Source organism: Pseudoalteromonas sp. Angola-4 (assembly GCF_028599265.1).
Taxonomy (GTDB): Bacteria; Pseudomonadota; Gammaproteobacteria; order Enterobacterales; family Alteromonadaceae; genus Pseudoalteromonas; species Pseudoalteromonas atlantica.
The window spans coordinates 406687-423088 of sequence record NZ_JAQREK010000003.1 but is presented as its reverse complement, the minus strand read 5'-3'; the positions used below and the strand labels follow the sequence as shown (position 1 = coordinate 423088).

The window sequence follows — 16402 nt, the reverse complement described above, 5'->3', positions numbered from 1 at the left end:
AGAGTTTTAATGTCACGATTTTTTATCGACAGACCCATCTTTGCATGGGTACTTGCTATCGTGGTTATGCTTGCAGGTGTTTTAGCTATTCAAAGTTTACCAATAGCTCAGTACCCGTCAATTGCCCCGCCGGCAATTAGTATTACTGCAACATACCCGGGCGCATCAGCACGTACCCTAGAGGATACAGTTACCCAAGTTATTGAGCAAAAAATGAAAGGCCTTGATGGTTTGCTATATATGTCATCGACTTCTGAGTCGAGTGGTTCAGCAACCCTTACGCTTTCATTTAGCGCCGAAACTGACCCGGATATTGCACAGGTACAAGTGCAAAACAAGTTAGCCACAGCCACCCCTTTGCTACCTGAAGAAGTGCAAAGGCAAGGTGTATCGGTGGCTAAGTCTGCACGTAACTTTTTAATGGTACTGGGTTTTGTATCAAAAGATGGCAGCATGACGAATATCGATATTGGTGATTATGTGTCATCTAATGTTCAAGATATTGTTTCGCGTGTTGAAGGGGTAGGTGAGGTTCAGCTGTTTGGTTCTCAGTATGCTATGCGTATTTGGTTAGACCCAGCTAAGCTGCAAAACTACAAGTTAACCCCTGCTGATATTAGTGCATCAATCAGTGCTCAAAACGCCCAAGTGTCTGCTGGGCAATTAGGCGGCATGCCTGCGGTTGAAGGTCAGCAACTTAATGCTACCGTTACTGCACAAAGCCGTTTACAAACAGCAAAAGAGTTTGAAGACATTATAGTTAAGGCAAACGCCGATGGCTCGTTTGTACGCCTTGAAGATGTAGCCCGTGTAGAGCTTGGTGGTGAAAGCTATCGTGTTGTAGCGCGTTACGATGGACAACCAGCATCGGGCTTAGGTATTAAGCTTGCCAGTGGGGCAAATGCACTCGATACCGCAGAAGGTGTAAAAGCTGCTATTGAAGAGTTAAAAGCGTTTTTTCCTGAAGGCTTAGATGTTGTTGTTCCTTATGATACTACTCCGTTTGTTTCGTTATCGATTGAAAAAGTAGTGCATACATTGATAGAAGCGGTTGTGCTGGTATTTGTTGTTATGTATCTGTTTTTACAAAACTTCCGCGCTACGCTTATTCCAACTATAGCTGTACCTGTGGTGTTGTTAGGTACTTTTGGTATTTTGTACGCGTTTGGCTATTCAATAAATACATTAACCATGTTTGCAATGGTACTTGCCATAGGTCTACTGGTTGATGATGCGATTGTTGTAGTAGAAAACGTTGAGCGTGTAATGAGTGAAGAAAAACTCTCTGCGCTTGAAGCAACACGTAAATCGATGGATGAAATTAAAGGCGCGCTAGTGGGTATTGCCATGGTGCTGTCGGCTGTATTTATTCCGATGGCGTTCTTTAGTGGCTCTACCGGTGTTATTTATCGTCAGTTTTCTATTACGCTGGTATCAGCAATGGGGCTCTCGGTATTAGTAGCACTTATTTTAACACCTGCATTGTGTGCCACGCTTTTAAAGCCTAGCCACGTGCATGATAATAGCTCGATGTTTGGCCGTTTTTTCAGTGGTTTTAACCGCGGGTTTGATAAAACAAATGCCGGCGCGCAAAGTTTTGTAAGCCGTATGATCCGCTTATCTAAGCGCTACCTTTTATGTTATGGCCTTATTGTTGCGGGCATGGTGTATATCTTTTCAAGCCTACCTACAGCGTTTTTACCTGATGAAGACCAAGGTATTTTGTTTAACCAGGTTTCACTGCCTGCAGGCTCAACTACCGAAGAAACATTAGAAGTGGTTAAAAAAGTAGAAAACCACTATTTAAACGATCAATCTGAAGCTGTTAACGGTATTTTTACGGTAACCGGATTTAGCTTTGCAGGTTCTGGTCAAAACTCAGCAATAGGGTTTGTAAACTTTAAGCATTGGGATGAGCGCGAACGTGATGATTTATCTGTGCAAGGTGTGGCAGGTAAAGCAATGGGCTATTTCTCAACGATTAAAGAAGCGTTTGTGTTTGCTTTCCCGCCGCCAGCCATTGTTGAGCTAGGTACTGCAAATGGTTTTAATATTTTCTTACAAGACAGGGTTGGACTTGGCCACGATGCTTTATTAGCAGCGCGTAATCAATTACTTGGTTTAGCGAGTCAAAGCCCAATTTTGGCGGGTGTACGCCCTAACGGACAAGAAGATATGCCCGAGCTGCAACTTGATGTTGACCTTGCTAAAGCACAAGCACTGGGTGTGTCTCAGGCAGATATTAACAGCACGCTATCAACTGCGTGGGGTAGTAGTTACGTTAATGACTTTATTGACCGTGGCCGCGTTAAAAAGGTCTACCTTCAAGGTGAAGCGCAAGGACGTATGGTGCCAGAGGATTTAAACAAGTGGTATGTACGTAATGACAGCGGCGATATGGTGCCATTTTCAGCCTTTGCAAGTTCGTATTGGACCTATGGTTCACCACGTCTTGAGCGTTATAACGGCTTTTCAGCAATGGAAATTCAAGGTACTGCTGCACCAGGTTACAGTACTGGCCAAGCAATGGATGAAATGGAGCGCTTAGTTAAACAACTTCCTAATGGAATTGCCTCTGAGTGGACGGGTATTTCGTTTCAAGAGCGCTCTAGCAGTGGCCAAGCCCCGTTACTTTACGGTTTATCGCTATTGTTTGTATTTTTATGTTTAGCAGCGCTTTATGAAAGCTGGTCTGTACCGTTTGCGGTTATGCTTATTGTGCCATTAGGTATATTTGGTGCGACGGTTGCCGCGGTAATGGCAGGTTTATCTAATGATATTTACCTTCAGGTAGGTTTATTAACCACCATAGGATTAGCCTCTAAAAATGCAATATTAATCGTAGAATTTGCGATTCATAAAATGCAAGAAGGTCTAGGGTTAGTCGATGCGGCTATTGCAGCAGTACGCTTACGCTTACGTCCAATATTAATGACCTCAATGGCCTTTATTTGTGGTGTTATACCGCTTGCTATTGCCTCAAGTGCCGGTTCAGGTGCGCAAAATGCACTGGGTATTTCGATTATAGGTGGTACGCTTGCCTCTTCTATTTTAGTGGTGGTATTTGTGCCGTTATTCTTTGTTTTAGTTCGTCGTGTATTTCCAATGAAAAACACCGACGATAAAAAGGAGAGCGCACAATGAGCATTAAACGCTTCACTTTAAGCGCAATTACATTAGTTGTTTTAAGTGGCTGCCAACTAGCCCCTGAGCAAAAAGAGCTTGGTTTACCAGTGCCAGATACTTATGTATCTGACACTGAGCAAGCAGCAGCGCAACAGTTACACTGGCAGCAATTTTTTAATGATGAAAAATTGCAAACCTTGATTAGCTTGAGCCTTGAGCATAATAAAGATATGCAAATAGCGGTATTAAATGTGCAGCGTGTACGCGGTTTATACCAAATTGAAGATTCGGGTTTATACCCTTCATTAGATTTTAATGGTGGGGCTACGCGCCAACGTTTACCGGCTGACTTAACCAGTACGGGTGAAGCAGGTATTAGCTCACAGTACAGCGCAACGGTCGGTATTACCTCTTATGAATTAGATATTTGGGGTAAGGTACGTAACCAGTCTGAGCAAGCCCTGCAAAACCTCTATAACACTGAGCTTACGCAATACAGCACGCAAATTTCACTCATTGCTGAGCTTGCCAATGCTTGGTTAAACTACGCAACTGACTTACAGCTATTAGAGCTTGCTAAAGAAACATTAAGCTCGCAGCAGGAGTCGCTCTCGCTTACGCAAAAAAGCTTTGATTTAGGCGCTACATCGGCAATTACGCTTGAGCAGCTTAAAAGTACGGTTGCTACTGCAAAAGTAGATATAGCAACATATAAACGCTTGTTAAAGCGTGATAAAAGCGCGTTAGATTTACTGGTAGGGCGTCCTGTATCGAGTGATTTATTACCGACTAACTCGTTAACTAATTTACTGGATTTACCAGAAGTACCTGTTGGTTTACCCTCTGATTTATTAACGCAGCGCCCTGATATTAAAGCCGCTGAGCACGCTTTATTAGCCGCTAACGCGAATATAGGTATAGCGCGTGCGGCGTTTTACCCAAGCATTAGCTTAACCGCGACTGCGGGCAGTACGTCTAGCGATTTAAGTGGCTTGTTTGATTCAGGCTCAGGAACATGGAGCTTTGTACCGTCAATCAACTTACCAATTTTTACTATGGGACGTAATCAGGCAAACCTTGATGTGGCTAAGGCCGATCAAGAAATTGCGGTGGCGACGTACCAGCAAAAAATTCAAAATGCGTTTCGTGAAACCGCCGATGCATTAGCAGATAGAGAAGGCTACAAAGAGCAACTTGATGCCCTCGATATGTTAATTAGTTCGCGTCAGCTAACGTACGATTTATCAAAAATGCGTTACGAAAAAGGCGCTGATAGCTACCTACAGGTACTTGATGCACAGCGTACGTGGTACTCGGCTCAACAGCAGTTAATAACAGGTCAGCAGGCTTACCTTGCCAGCCAAATTAATTTGTATAAAGCTTTAGGTGGCGGCTGGAATATAGCTAAAACACCTGTGCAAGAGCAGTAAAATGAAAGGTGTTGTTAAGTTAAGCTATGCAATGAGCTTACGCTGTATTAAGTATGCGCTTAATACCGGAGTAGGGTTATGAGCACGAAAGCTAAAAGGCATATAGACCCAGCATTAGCACAAGCTAGGCGAGAGCAGGTGCTTAGTGCTGCCTCAGAGTGTTTTAAACGCAAGGGATATCATGGCGCAGGCATGGCCGAAATATCCCGTACGGCAGGCATGAGCGCTGGGCATATATATAACTACTTTGAAAGCAAAGAGGCAATAATTGAAAGTATTATTGCTAAAGACATGGAAGAAATGTTTTCTATCTTTCAGGAGTTTGAAGATCACCCAGGTGATGTTCTGCAAGCGCTTATAGATGGCTTAAACATTGGTGTACAAAGGCATATGGATACCGGTGCCTGTGTGGTTGATTTAGACATGATGGCGGAAGCGGGTCGCAATAGTAAAGTGGCCTCGCTTTTACGAGATATGGATATTCAAGCACGGGGACGTATGCGTCAATTGCTCACCAGTGAACGTAGTGCACTTAAAGACACTGATGAACACGAACTTGAAAGCCGCATTAACGTTATTTTTTCGATGATGGCGGGGTTACTGCTTCGTAAGATGCTCTACCCTGAGCTCACCGAAGAAACGGTGTTAATCGCGCTTAGGCCTGCGATGAAAACCTTGCTAATGCCGTTTGATAAAACCAAGTAATAGAAAACTAAAAAGCGAGTCAAACGACTCGCTTTTTTAATGCTAAATGCGCTCTACGCACCACAATAGCGCCATTGCAGCGATTGCAAGAGAGCCAATTGGCATCACCCATTTTATGTAAATAGGTTTATTGCGCATGGTTAGTAACACCGGCAGTGCAATACACAGTATACTCAGCTGCCCAAGCTCTACACCTAAGTTAAACGCTAAAATGCTGAGCAATTGATAATCGCTCGAGAGCCCAAGCTCACCCAGTACACTGGCAAAGCCCATTCCATGTAACAAACCAAACGCAAAAGTAAGCCAGCCAAGGCGTAATATAACCGGCCATACATTGTTTAAAGCCGCAAATAATACCGAGATTGCAATACCTAGCTCTACCCAGCGGCTACTTGGAGAAACAAGATTAAGAGCCGTAGCTGTAAGGGTAAGTGAATGCGCAAGGGTAAACGCAGTCACAATCCACGCAGTGTGTTTAATAATGTGCTTTTTACTTGCTATTGCCTGCCAGTGACTTTCAGTGCGGGTTAAAACGCAGGTTAAAAGTAGTGCAATTAAAAATAAAATATGGTCAATACCAATCCAAATATGTAACACGCCTTGATAAACATATTGGTTAAAAGTCGTTAAATAACTTGATTGCCCAGTGGTAAAAGTGTGTTGTTGCTCATCTATAGTGAAAACCCGCGAAACCTGATTTACATTTACAATAACTTTGTGGTTTGCGTCTTGGTTAAAAAAAGCGCGGTACGTTAACGTTACATCTGCATTAGTGTTACAGCTAAAAACTAGCGGTAACACTAAATATGCTTCATTAAAATGATTATCTAATTGGTAGTTATCGGTAATTTTTAATGGGCAAGTTTGCTCATTTTGTAAAACCGATAGAGTATTTTTGGCATAGCGATTAATAGCCGACTTTTGTGATTTTAATTCGCCCCAGCTTATTTGTGTGTCTTGGTTAACATCAAGCGCAACTTGTTGTTCTAAATCGCTAATATTTATTTGCCAGGTGCCTGTGTATTGCTTTTCGTTGTTGGTATTATCCAGTGAAATATAGCTTGTGCTCAACTGATGTGCTTGTACACTAAAGTTGGCAAATAGCGCAACTATAAATAAAACAAATAACGCGTTTATTTTACTCATAAAGAATCCCTAACCATCGTATTTGCTTGGCTTAGTAAGTGTTTATCTGTACTCATTTTTGCTTGCTGCCAATTTATATTTGCCCAGTATTGTGCCTTGGCTTGGTTTGCTTGTACATGAATATAGTAGTTAGCTAAGTCGTTGGCATGGAAGGTATCTTGGCGTTGTTCACGTAATTTTACGCGCTGTTGCATGAGCGGTTGCCACACCGTATTAGTGTGCTTATTACTGCGTTTTTCAGCTATGGCTAACTTGAGCAAAATAGCGTCTTCAAGCGATGAGTGGCTATTGGCAAGTTTACCGAGTGTATTAAGCACTTTTTCAGGGTTGTTTTGCTGCAGTTGAATATCGGCCCACAGCACAATAAGGCTCACTGGGGCTGTGCTTAAATCAATATTATTTATATGCTGCTGCGCACGGGTGAATTTATTGAGTCTAAACGCCATTTCGCTGAGCACATGTTTTGTTGCTAAGCTGCTGTTTTTGTTTTGCGTAAGCTTAACTAACGCGTGATAACTTTCACTAAGTTTGCCCTGTTGGCTTTGTACATCTAGCACACACGTGCTGGCCGTTAATAGGCTGGTGTTACCAATTAATGCCACACAATGGCGCTTAGCTTGTTCAAATTTGCCTTGTGTCATCAACATATTAGCGAGTAATAAATGGGTGTTTACATGATCTGGCTGGGTTTTTAATACGTTATTAGCAACGTCTATGGCACGCGAAAACGCATGCTCCTTTTGAAGTACCCGTGCATATAAATAACCGCTTTGTGCAGTTGCAGAAGCGGTATATAGGTTTTTTAAGCGTTTTTTTAATACACCTTGATAGCGCTCTGTTTGGCCTATGTATTGGCTATTTAGCACCAGCGCAGTGAGTTGCTCAAGGGTTAAATTAGCACTTAATGTTGCATTGCTTGAGGCAATAATTGCGTTATCTTTTGGGGTAATTGGTTTTGCAAGCACGTTATTTACACACAGTGCAGCGCAAAAAACAAAGAGCATTTTTTTATAATGACTGCGCATTGTTTTATCCTCTTAAAAAAGCCATCCATGGCCATCAGCTTAATTTACTTACTGAGTTAGTTACCAGAAGCGCCCGATGAAATACCGCTTACGTCTGTGTCTGTATTGATAAAGACACGTCCGTTGGTAGATAGCGGTTGCGCAGTGGGGCTTTGATTAAATGCATCGCTTGCAAATTGTGCAAAGTCCACTTGCAGTGCTTCTATGGTTATATTTACCGCTGCAGTCACTTGCTGGTTAACACCGTCTGATACACCAAACATAAAGCTGTCGCTACCGGTTGCTTCTTTGTTTGGGGTATAGGTAAAGCTGCCATCGCTATTTACTACAGCGTTACCTAATGTCGGCTGCGAAGTTAATGTGTATGTTAATGTATCGCCATCAGCATCGGTGGCCACTAACATGTCGTTAATTTCAACTTCTGTTTGTGTGGTTAACATTGCATCACTAGCATTGGGCGCAGAATTTACAACCGGTGTGGGTTGTTTGTTATCATCATCACTGCTACACGCGCCTAGTGCCAAAGCGCATAACAATATACTGCTATGGGTAAGGTTTAAATTACGCATACGTTACTCCTTATTTAGAGCCTGCAAGTGGGGTGGCTAAGTATGGGAAAGTGGCATCCATCATGCTCGCATCAACTGGAGCACCATCAGTGAATGGCACTGTACCTACATCAGCATCCTCTGGTGTACATAGACCTAAGTCGGTGTCTTCACCATTTACAGGAATAGGGTGACATAAACGCCCCATTACCACGCGAAGTGCAATATCAACGACATCGTCACCTGGACGGCGCCCGTTTGGAAAACCTGCTAAATCATCACCGGCTACACCAAATGCAGACTGATCAGTTTGTGCTGTGGCTGCAATTGCAGTATTTAAACGTAGCATTTCTGATGGCGTTACGGTGGCTTGTTGGTTTACCCCTGCAAAACCAGTTAAAAATGCGGTGATTAAATCAGTACGTGGAAAGTTAGTTGGAGCAAGAGTTTCTAAATTAGCGCCAAGTGTGGTATTTACTGCATCTTTAAATAAAATATTTAACAGCTCTGGTAAAGACGGGTGCGAAACGTAATCTAAAAACTGTGCATCGTCTTTAGGGTGAGCCGTTGAGAAGGTATCTTTGTCTTTAATACCAATAACTAGCTCATTAACTAATGGATTACCTAAGCGTGAAACCTGCGTTAATGCACCGCCATTTACCGCGTTATCTGCAAATTTAGCGTTAGGGTTTAAAATGCGTGCTTGAGGTAGGCTCGCTGTTGTCCATGAACCAATTACGCCGTTGCCTTCACCTACAATACAGCTTTTAGGCATTTCAACTGCAATTGAGGTAACGTTTTTATCTACGAGGTCGTCATTCTCACTGCTTTGTGTGATCCCTCCAGGGAAACCACCGCCATCCCCAGCACCTGGCGCACTATCACCTTCAACGGGAACGTAATTTACTAAATCGAATGTTTTACCTAAGTTAACGACAAATGGGTCTTTGCGCTGACCAACAAATACTTTGGCCATACTGTCACAGCCTGGTACCGAAACTTGATAAACAAACTGATCTGCATAGGTTTGGTAATCAGCCATTGAACCAAATGTTTTGTCACCAATATAATCAAGCGGTTTATTAAACGTGGTTGAACTGGTGGTGGTATTACTTAATGCTGTACTGGTACCCGTGCGTTGTGGACCGCTTATCATGCTGAGTGTGTATGACTCGCTAAAATTAGCGGCGCTATCATCACCTGCTGCTACACCACCAACGTTTTTAAGAGGTACAGATACAGTACGCTGATTATCTTCTGGGCCAACGGTTAATTGCACGCCTTGATTATCGTTTGGCAGCATACTGGTAAAATTAAAAGCAAAGGTAATATCCTCAACTGCATCACCGTCGTTATCAATATGAATACTGTAGGTTGCATCTGGGTCCATAGCAAAGTAGTTAGGGCCGCCGTAGGCATCTTGTAGAGGAATATAGTTGGCAATAAATGTAACGTAGTCGTCTCTGCCTGCTTCATAACTATTAAATACGTAAAAGTCGGTAGAGTCTAAGGTTGGAAAGCGGCTAATGTTCGGCGCTTCACGATGACTTGATGCCTCGCTAGAGGTGCTTACTAAGGTACTGCATACTACTACTGCGAGTATAGATGGAGTTAAAGCTTTCATGACTTTTTCCTTTAGTTTTGATTGGAGTCATAACTAATAACGAAGCAAAAAGCACAATGGATGCAAAAAAGTTAAATATTTTTTATTATTGTTAATAAAGGGGTGTTTAACGTTCAAGATTAAATTTTCAGCAGGCTGTTTTGCATTTAGATAAGGAAGTGATAAGAGAGTGTTAAGGGGCTGAAGCGGTTTGGTTTTATACTTATTACAGGGGGTGTATGCAATTAAAATAACGCAGCAGGTATTGAGCACACAATATGATAAGCATCGCACTGCGATTAAGTCTACTTTAGTTTAATCAAATATTAATGGTTACCCAAGGTAAATAAAAAGGTTGGCCAAACAAAGTTTGACCAACCAGTCGCGTTTATTTAGTTATAAAATAACTAAATCTGTCGTGTACAGTACTTGTGTTGGTAGGCCGTTTGGCGAGCCACCTAAAGGCTCTAAGCTAACAGCGAGTAGGGCAATGTCTTGTGCCTTAAAGCGCGTGCCTTTGAGTAACTGTTTTTCACCGTTTTTAGGCAGTAGACCCAACGAAATTGGCGTGTCTTGCCCTTTTAAAATCATCCACAGCTCGTAGTCTTTATCGGTTTGCGCAACGAGTTTATCACTGGCTTTAACCGATAATGTTTGCTCATCTACGTTAATAAACCACAGTGATTGCTTATCTTGATTTTGTACTAAAGCAATTTGTTGGCTGTATTGGGGCTGAGTTGTGGGCTGAATAACCAAAAATGCTAAGATAATACAGGCAGCTGTGGCTATAAATGACCAATTGCGCCATAGCGATGTAGCTGGTTTGATCACCGTTTTAACGGGTTGGTTGGTGTGTTCTAATGTATTTAAAATATTCTGCCACACTTGCGCGCTGGGTGTTTGAGGTGTAATTGCACTGGCTAAATCATTTAAATTTTGCTCCCACATTATAGTGGCTTCTCGGGCTTGCGGTAAGCTGAGCATTAAGCGTTGAAAACGTTTTCGTGCCAGGCCTTTTAAAGTACCTAATACATACTGCCCTGCTAAAGCATCAAGTAATTCTGGTTTATTATAATTCATAATGTTAAACACCTCTGCAACTGCTGCAAACCACGCCTGATCCAGCTTTTAACTGTGCCTAAGGGCGTTTCTATGTGATTGACTAACTCACCATGGCTTAGCCCTTTGTAATAGGCTAAATGAATGGCTTGTTTTTGTTGGGGATCAAGTTGCTCAATACAATTAACAAGTTTGGTTTGTTCGTCGTAGCTAACATCGACTGCTTGTTCGTCGTATTCATCGTCACCCATTGCCTGCTCTTTTCTTACCTTGTGATAACGCAATGCATCTAAGCTGCGGTATCTCACAATGCTTATCATCCAGCTAATAACTGTGCCTTTAGATGAGTTGTACTCTGACGCGTTATGCCAAATTTTTATAAATGCCTCTTGCAGTACTTCTTCTGCGTGCGCGCGGTTTGAAAGCATATTTAAACTAATCGCAAAAAGCTTTGCGCTTGTTTGCTGATACAAATCAGCAAACGCGGCTTTGTTACCCTGTGCTGTTTTACACAAAAGGGGAAGTAAATTGTCGTTTTCCATAAGGTTCCTGTTGTTTTTATTATTACCGAGGTGTGTTGAGCTTAGTGAATTAACAATTGTTTTATTTAAGCACAACCTAATCGCTTTGAAATAGAGATTAAACAGGCTGTTATAAATTTAACAAATAAAGATAAACACACTCTCAATAAACGTGTGAAAAGAGTGATTGGATGCAAAAACTTTTAAGCTGACATTTATATTAGCTGCTGTACACATTGAAACAAGTTTTAAATATAAACAGTTACCTTTGAGTAGTGAGAAAAAATGACCGATTACTGTGTAAAAAGCGCCTAATATGCGAATACAGCTAAAGCTAGCTACTTTTATTTATTTTATATCAGTTACTTAGTGTTGTTTTTGTTCCTAAAAAACAACTTTTGTTGGCGTGCAAATTGCTACTACACTTATACACAGCTGTAAAAAAATGTGCCAAAACAGTAAAAATAAAGGAGAAAATATGTGGGCTGCAACGAGTTATTTAATTTTAGCGTTAATTTTTATATTTATAGGGTGGGAGGTTAACTCGGTATATTTTGCAGTGGTATTTTACTGGAGTGCATTGTCGTTAATTCTTGTCAGTGGTGCTTACATTTTTAATTTGGCGAAAATTTTTAGAAAGCGTGAAAATGGTGTCATCCCATTTTATATCCGCTGGGCATTTGTGCCTTTTTTACTGGGTGCTCAAATTTACAATGCGTATTCTCGCAAGCACGATAAAGTCCCTCCCATTCAAAAAATTAACGACCATTTATTTTTAGCATGCCGATTGTTCCCCTCTGACATTGATACGTTAAAAGAAAACGGCATAACGGCAATATTAGATGTAACGTGTGAGTTTGATGGCTTAGAATGGAGCTCTACACAAGAAAATATTAGCTATTTAAATATTCCGGTGCTTGATCATAGTGTGCCTACCCATTCGCAATTAAACCAAGCCATTAACTGGATACATCATCATATTAAAGAAGACCGCCGCGTGGTAGTTCACTGTGCACTGGGCAGAGGGCGTTCGGTATTTGTTATGGCAGCGTATTTACTGAGTCAAGATAAAAACGCCGATGTTCACCAAGTGCTCGCGCAAATAAAAGAAACCCGCGAAACCGCAAATCTTAATAAGCATCAGCTTCGTCATTTAGCAAAGCGACATAAAAAGGGCGAGCTAGTTATTAAAAACAAAGCCGTTATTATTGCAAACCCTGTGTCGGGTACCAAAATGTGGCAAGACAAAGAGCATTTAATAGTGGCTAGGTTGTCGGCGTATTATGATTTAGAAGTATTAACCACCACCAAAGAAATAGACGGTATTGAGCTTGCTAAACAAGCCATTAACGATAAGCCAGATATAATAATTGCCTGTGGCGGCGATGGAACCGTGACAGAAGTAGCAAGTGTGTTGGTAAACACTCAATGCAAGCTGGGAATTATCCCAATGGGCACAGCGAATGCCTTAGCGCATGTGCTCATGGGTATTAGCTCTAAAATCATTCCTGTTGAGCAGGCCTGCGATCTTATTATTGATGGGCAAACCCAAACAATTGATACGGCCTATTGTAATGACGAGCTTATGCTGTTGTTAGCTGGGATTGGTTATGAGCAATCAATGGTAGAAAAAGCAGATAGAGACTCAAAAAACGAATCGGGTCAGCTTGCCTATTTAAGTGGTTTTTTTCAGGCATTTAGTGAGCAAAAAGCGCAAACCCTTTATGTCACCCTTGATGATAATCAAACGCAGGAGGTAAATACAAATAGCTTTATTGTGGCTAATGCTGCGCCATTTACTACGTTACTAGCTCAAGGAGGTGGTCAGCCCGATCACGAAGATGGCCTATTAGACATTAATTGGCTGCTACCTAGTGATGAAAACACCACTCGCGTGTTAAGCATTGCTGAACTTATGTTTAGTAGTATTACACAAACGCATTTAGCAATTAGCTCGCATCATACCAACGCTAAAAAAGTAACGATAACCGCAGACGAAGAAATTAAGTATGTACTGGATGGTGAAATTAAAACAGCGGATACGCTTACTATTACAGTTGACCCCGCCTCGTTAAAAGTAATTAGTAAGGAGCTATAAAATACAAAATGCACGTATTTGACGTGCATTTTTGTGTGTTACTTTTTAATGCTTGGCCAAACAAAACCACTGCTATCGCTTTGGCTGGCAGGCTTAGGGCGCTGAGCGCTTTTGGGTTTACGCAGCGGTTTGTTACTTAACGTATGTAAGTAGAGAGCTTCAACTTTATCGCGAGCCCAAGGGGTTTTACGCAAAAATTTTAAGCTTGATTTAATACTCGGTGAGTCGGTAAAACATTTAATGTTTACTTGCTCGCCCATGGCTTTAAACCCTAAGCGCTGCTCAAGCTCTACTAAAATTTGTTCTAACGTTACCCCATGAAGAGGATTTTTTGGTTGATTATCCATAGCCATACTACTTATTTAAACTGTGCGCATTGTAGCGTAAATCCTCTTTTAGCGCTAATTGACCGTAATGGTTTTAGGCTTTGTGGGATAAACAATATTGCCTTTTTTATCTAATTTTAGCCAAATTAGCTCACTGTTATTATGCTGCGGGTTATTAGCAGCGCACACTAAGGTAAAAGAATGTACTTGCACCAGCGCGCCTTCACTATAACGTTTGTTGTCGTACCAACAAATATCACCCTTATTAATAATCTCATTAGCGTCAATAAGAGAATGCGTTTTGACTGTTTTTGCATAACTGCTAGGGGCCAAAGTGAACGCAATTAAAAAAATAAATAAAACCATAATATGGCGCATGAGCGACCTCGAATTTTGATAGTTTAAAAATAGTACACACGATTAAAAAACATGCTAGGGTAAGTAATAGCGTTAAACAACACTGACTTAAACACACAATTATAAAAAGGTGAACACATGCAATTTAATCAAACAATGATAGATGAATTTACGTTATTAGCTAAATTTCCACGTGAGAGCAAAATGCAAGGGATTAAGTTACATTCGGATGCTGAACCAAATTTATTAAGCGCGGCACAAAGGTTGTTTGATAAAGGCGTGATAGACAGCCCAGATGGCGGCTATTTAACCGAACTGGGCCTTGATTTAATAGAGCACGTGAGTGTTATTCACTGCGCGTTAAAAAGTTAAACTGCATCGCGCTGATTTTGCGGCGCGGCGTCACTAAAAGCGGGCAATGCATTACAACGTGCATAAATGGCTGCAATTTTTGGATACGCAGCCATATCTACATTAAAACGCAATGCATTAAATACCTGTGGCACTAAACATATATCAGCGAGAGTGGGTGTATTGCCTACGCAAAACTCATTGTTTTCACTTAGCATCATTTCAATTTTTTCAAACCCAAGCTCTACCCAATGCCTATACCATGCGGCTTTAGCTTGCTCGTCTACACCCAATTCGTTGCTTAAATACTTGAGCACTCGTAAATTATTTACTGGGTGAATATCACATGCCACTGCATAGCTAATATTACGAATTTGCGCTTTTTGCCATGCAGTGCCATAAATTAACGGCGTTTGCGGATAGCTTTCATCTAACCACTCTAAAATAGCGAGTGATTGCGCTAATACGCCTTCGTTCGTTTCAAGAGCAGGAAGTAAACCTTGCACATTTTTATCTAAGTAAGGCTGCGCTAGCTGTTCAGATTTAAGTAAATTAACGAATTGCATATCATGCTCAATACCTTTTAAATTAAGTGCTATGCGTACACGGTATGCGGCAGATGAGCGAAAGTAGCTGTATAGTTTCATTGTTATTATTCCTCGCCTGTAAAATGTTTTGTGATACTTCGCCAGCACTGAGTGTAATTAGTTTGACGCTCTTTTCCTTCAAGGGCATATTTAGTGGGCGATATTATGTAACGAGACTCGAACATAAAGGCCAACGTGTTCTCGTATTTTTGCGGTGCCAGCTCAGCGTTAGATGCTTTTTCGAATACCTCGGCTTCAGGCCCATGTGGCGACATGCAATTATGCAAACTAGCGCCTCCTGGTACAAACCCGTGCTCTTTTGCATCGTAAACCCCTTCTATTAAGCCCATAAACTCACTCATAATATTGCGATGATAGTAAGGAGGTCTAAATGTATTCTCTGCCACCATCCAACGCGGTGGAAAAATTACAAAATCTACATTTGCCATGCCTTCAGTGGCTGAAGGGGAGGTAAGTACAGTAAATATAGAAGGATCTGGGTGGTCAAAACTCACGGTATTAATAACATTAAAACGTGCTAAGTCGTATTTGTACGGTGCGCTGTTACCGGTCCAAGCAACTACATCAAAAGGCGAGTGTGTAATAGGGCAACTAAATAAATGACCGTTAAATTTAGTGACTAATTCAAAGCTACCTTCTTTATCTTCAAATGCAGCGACAGGGTATTTAAAGTCTCTGTCGTTGGCATAGCCATTTGCCCCGACGGGGCCGCGCTCGGCAAGTTCAAATGCGTGACCATAGTTTTCACAAATGTAGCCACGTGCGGTTTCATCAATTAAATCAACCGAGAATTTAATCCCGCGAGGAATGACGGCAATTTCCCCCGGCTTTACTGTGAGCGTTCCGCATTCAGTGTGTAATAACAGTTCGCCATGCTGAGGCACAAACAACAGCTCACCATCGGCATTACAAAAATAACGCTCTTGCATAGAACTGTTAGCAACATAAACATGAATACCCATACCGGTTTGTCCATTGGCACTGCCATTTGCAGCCATTGTAATTAAGCCATCAATAAAATCAGTGGGCTGTGTGGGAATATCAATAGGGCTCCAGCGCATCATTGTAGGGGGCGTAATTGCTTCAGTTATAGGCGCTGTTCTTATTAGTGCGTTATCTATAGCGGTGTATTCACCTTGTACTACTGATGGACGAAGGCGGTACAGCCACGTACGACGATTAGCGGCTCGCGGTGCCGTAAAGGCCGTGCTGCTAAATTGCTCGGTGTATAAATTGTACTTCACCTTTTGTGGGGTAAATTGCCCAACCGGCAATGCACCGGGTAGCGCTTCGGTTTCAAACTCATTGCCAAAACCGCTCATGTAGTTTATTTCGCTGGCCATATTTAGATCCTGTGAGAGTGACATTGTTTTATCTTTCTAGGGCCTGTTTATCTTTCGAGGTTGAATTTGCAGCAGTCTGTTTGGGAATTAGGCAAGGCAGAGCCTATGCAGTGTGGTTGTTCCCCATAAATAGGCAATAACGTAGCATAAATGCCA

At 41.7% G+C, this 16402-nt stretch carries 15 protein-coding genes; 5 read left to right on the top strand and 10 right to left on the bottom strand.

Going from position 1 to position 16402, the window contains the following annotated elements:
• The first annotated feature begins 9 nt into the window (after positions 1 to 9).
• The 3 genes from PSH48_RS06600 (at position 10) to PSH48_RS06590 (ending at position 5261) form a co-directional block, all read left to right on the top strand.
• Entirely contained in the window at positions 10 to 3144 is a 3135-nt protein-coding gene (locus PSH48_RS06600) for an efflux RND transporter permease subunit (RefSeq protein ID WP_054981829.1), read from the top strand.
• On the top strand, positions 3141 to 4556 hold the full coding sequence (locus tag PSH48_RS06595; RefSeq protein ID WP_054981830.1) for an efflux transporter outer membrane subunit: 1416 nt from the start codon (positions 3141 to 3143) through the stop codon (positions 4554 to 4556). The genes PSH48_RS06600 and PSH48_RS06595 overlap by 4 nt, the downstream gene beginning before the upstream one ends.
• Before the next feature lie 78 nt (positions 4557 to 4634).
• The gene (locus PSH48_RS06590) at positions 4635 to 5261 is read left to right on the top strand and encodes a TetR/AcrR family transcriptional regulator (RefSeq protein ID WP_024031928.1); all 627 of its coding nucleotides are present in this window, start codon (positions 4635 to 4637) and stop codon (positions 5259 to 5261) included.
• A 42-nt stretch (positions 5262 to 5303) separates the two neighbouring features.
• On the opposite strand, the gene PSH48_RS06585 is transcribed toward PSH48_RS06590, so the two are convergent.
• The 6 genes from PSH48_RS06585 to PSH48_RS06560 all read right to left on the bottom strand — a co-directional run bounded on the left by PSH48_RS06585 (position 5304) and on the right by PSH48_RS06560 (position 11184).
• A complete protein-coding gene (locus PSH48_RS06585; RefSeq protein ID WP_096042896.1) occupies positions 5304 to 6407 on the bottom strand; it encodes a HupE/UreJ family protein in 1104 nt (367 codons plus the stop codon).
• Positions 6404 to 7432 (bottom strand): tetratricopeptide repeat protein, encoded by a 1029-nt coding sequence (locus PSH48_RS06580; protein WP_273609847.1) that lies wholly within the window; start codon positions 7430 to 7432, stop codon positions 6404 to 6406. The genes PSH48_RS06585 and PSH48_RS06580 overlap by 4 nt, the downstream gene beginning before the upstream one ends.
• A gap of 56 nt (positions 7433 to 7488) precedes the next feature.
• Entirely contained in the window at positions 7489 to 8001 is a 513-nt protein-coding gene (locus PSH48_RS06575) for an Ig-like domain-containing protein (protein WP_138579117.1), read from the bottom strand.
• Positions 8002 to 8011: 10 nt separating this feature from the next.
• Positions 8012 to 9604, bottom strand: coding sequence for a DUF4331 domain-containing protein (locus PSH48_RS06570; RefSeq protein WP_029771656.1), 1593 nt, complete (start codon positions 9602 to 9604; stop codon positions 8012 to 8014).
• Between the two features lie 375 nt (positions 9605 to 9979).
• Entirely contained in the window at positions 9980 to 10663 is a 684-nt protein-coding gene (locus PSH48_RS06565; RefSeq protein WP_024031923.1) for an anti-sigma factor, read from the bottom strand.
• Complete coding sequence (locus PSH48_RS06560; protein WP_024031922.1) at positions 10660 to 11184, bottom strand: sigma-70 family RNA polymerase sigma factor; 525 nt, start codon at positions 11182 to 11184, stop codon at positions 10660 to 10662. Before PSH48_RS06560 ends, PSH48_RS06565 begins: the two co-directional genes overlap by 4 nt.
• A 457-nt stretch (positions 11185 to 11641) precedes the next feature.
• Between PSH48_RS06560 and PSH48_RS06555 the strand changes: the two genes are divergently transcribed.
• The gene (locus PSH48_RS06555) at positions 11642 to 13261 is read left to right on the top strand and encodes a diacylglycerol kinase family protein (protein WP_273609848.1); all 1620 of its coding nucleotides are present in this window, start codon (positions 11642 to 11644) and stop codon (positions 13259 to 13261) included.
• Between the two features lie 38 nt (positions 13262 to 13299).
• Here the strand turns inward: PSH48_RS06555 and PSH48_RS06550 are convergent, their stop codons facing one another.
• Together PSH48_RS06550 and PSH48_RS06545 are read right to left on the bottom strand one after the other, a co-directional pair.
• The gene (locus tag PSH48_RS06550) at positions 13300 to 13608 is read right to left on the bottom strand and encodes a VF530 family DNA-binding protein (RefSeq protein ID WP_004588743.1); all 309 of its coding nucleotides are present in this window, start codon (positions 13606 to 13608) and stop codon (positions 13300 to 13302) included.
• Between the two features lie 54 nt (positions 13609 to 13662).
• The gene (locus tag PSH48_RS06545; RefSeq protein WP_273609849.1) at positions 13663 to 13965 is read right to left on the bottom strand and encodes a DUF1496 domain-containing protein; all 303 of its coding nucleotides are present in this window, start codon (positions 13963 to 13965) and stop codon (positions 13663 to 13665) included.
• Positions 13966 to 14082: 117 nt separating this feature from the next.
• Here PSH48_RS06545 and PSH48_RS06540 point away from each other — a divergent pair, with 117 nt between their 5' ends.
• A complete protein-coding gene (locus PSH48_RS06540) occupies positions 14083 to 14316 on the top strand; it encodes a TIGR02647 family protein (RefSeq protein ID WP_004588741.1) in 234 nt (77 codons plus the stop codon).
• Here PSH48_RS06540 and maiA read toward each other — a convergent pair.
• Positions 14313 to 14942 carry a maleylacetoacetate isomerase gene (gene maiA, locus PSH48_RS06535; protein WP_273609850.1) on the bottom strand — a complete coding sequence of 210 codons (630 nt, stop codon included), beginning with the start codon at positions 14940 to 14942 and terminating at the stop codon, positions 14313 to 14315. The genes PSH48_RS06540 and maiA overlap by 4 nt on opposite strands.
• 5 nt (positions 14943 to 14947) lie before the next feature.
• Positions 14948 to 16246, bottom strand: coding sequence for a homogentisate 1,2-dioxygenase (gene hmgA / locus PSH48_RS06530; RefSeq protein ID WP_273611193.1), 1299 nt, complete (start codon positions 16244 to 16246; stop codon positions 14948 to 14950).
• Between the last annotated feature and the right edge of the window lie 156 nt (positions 16247 to 16402).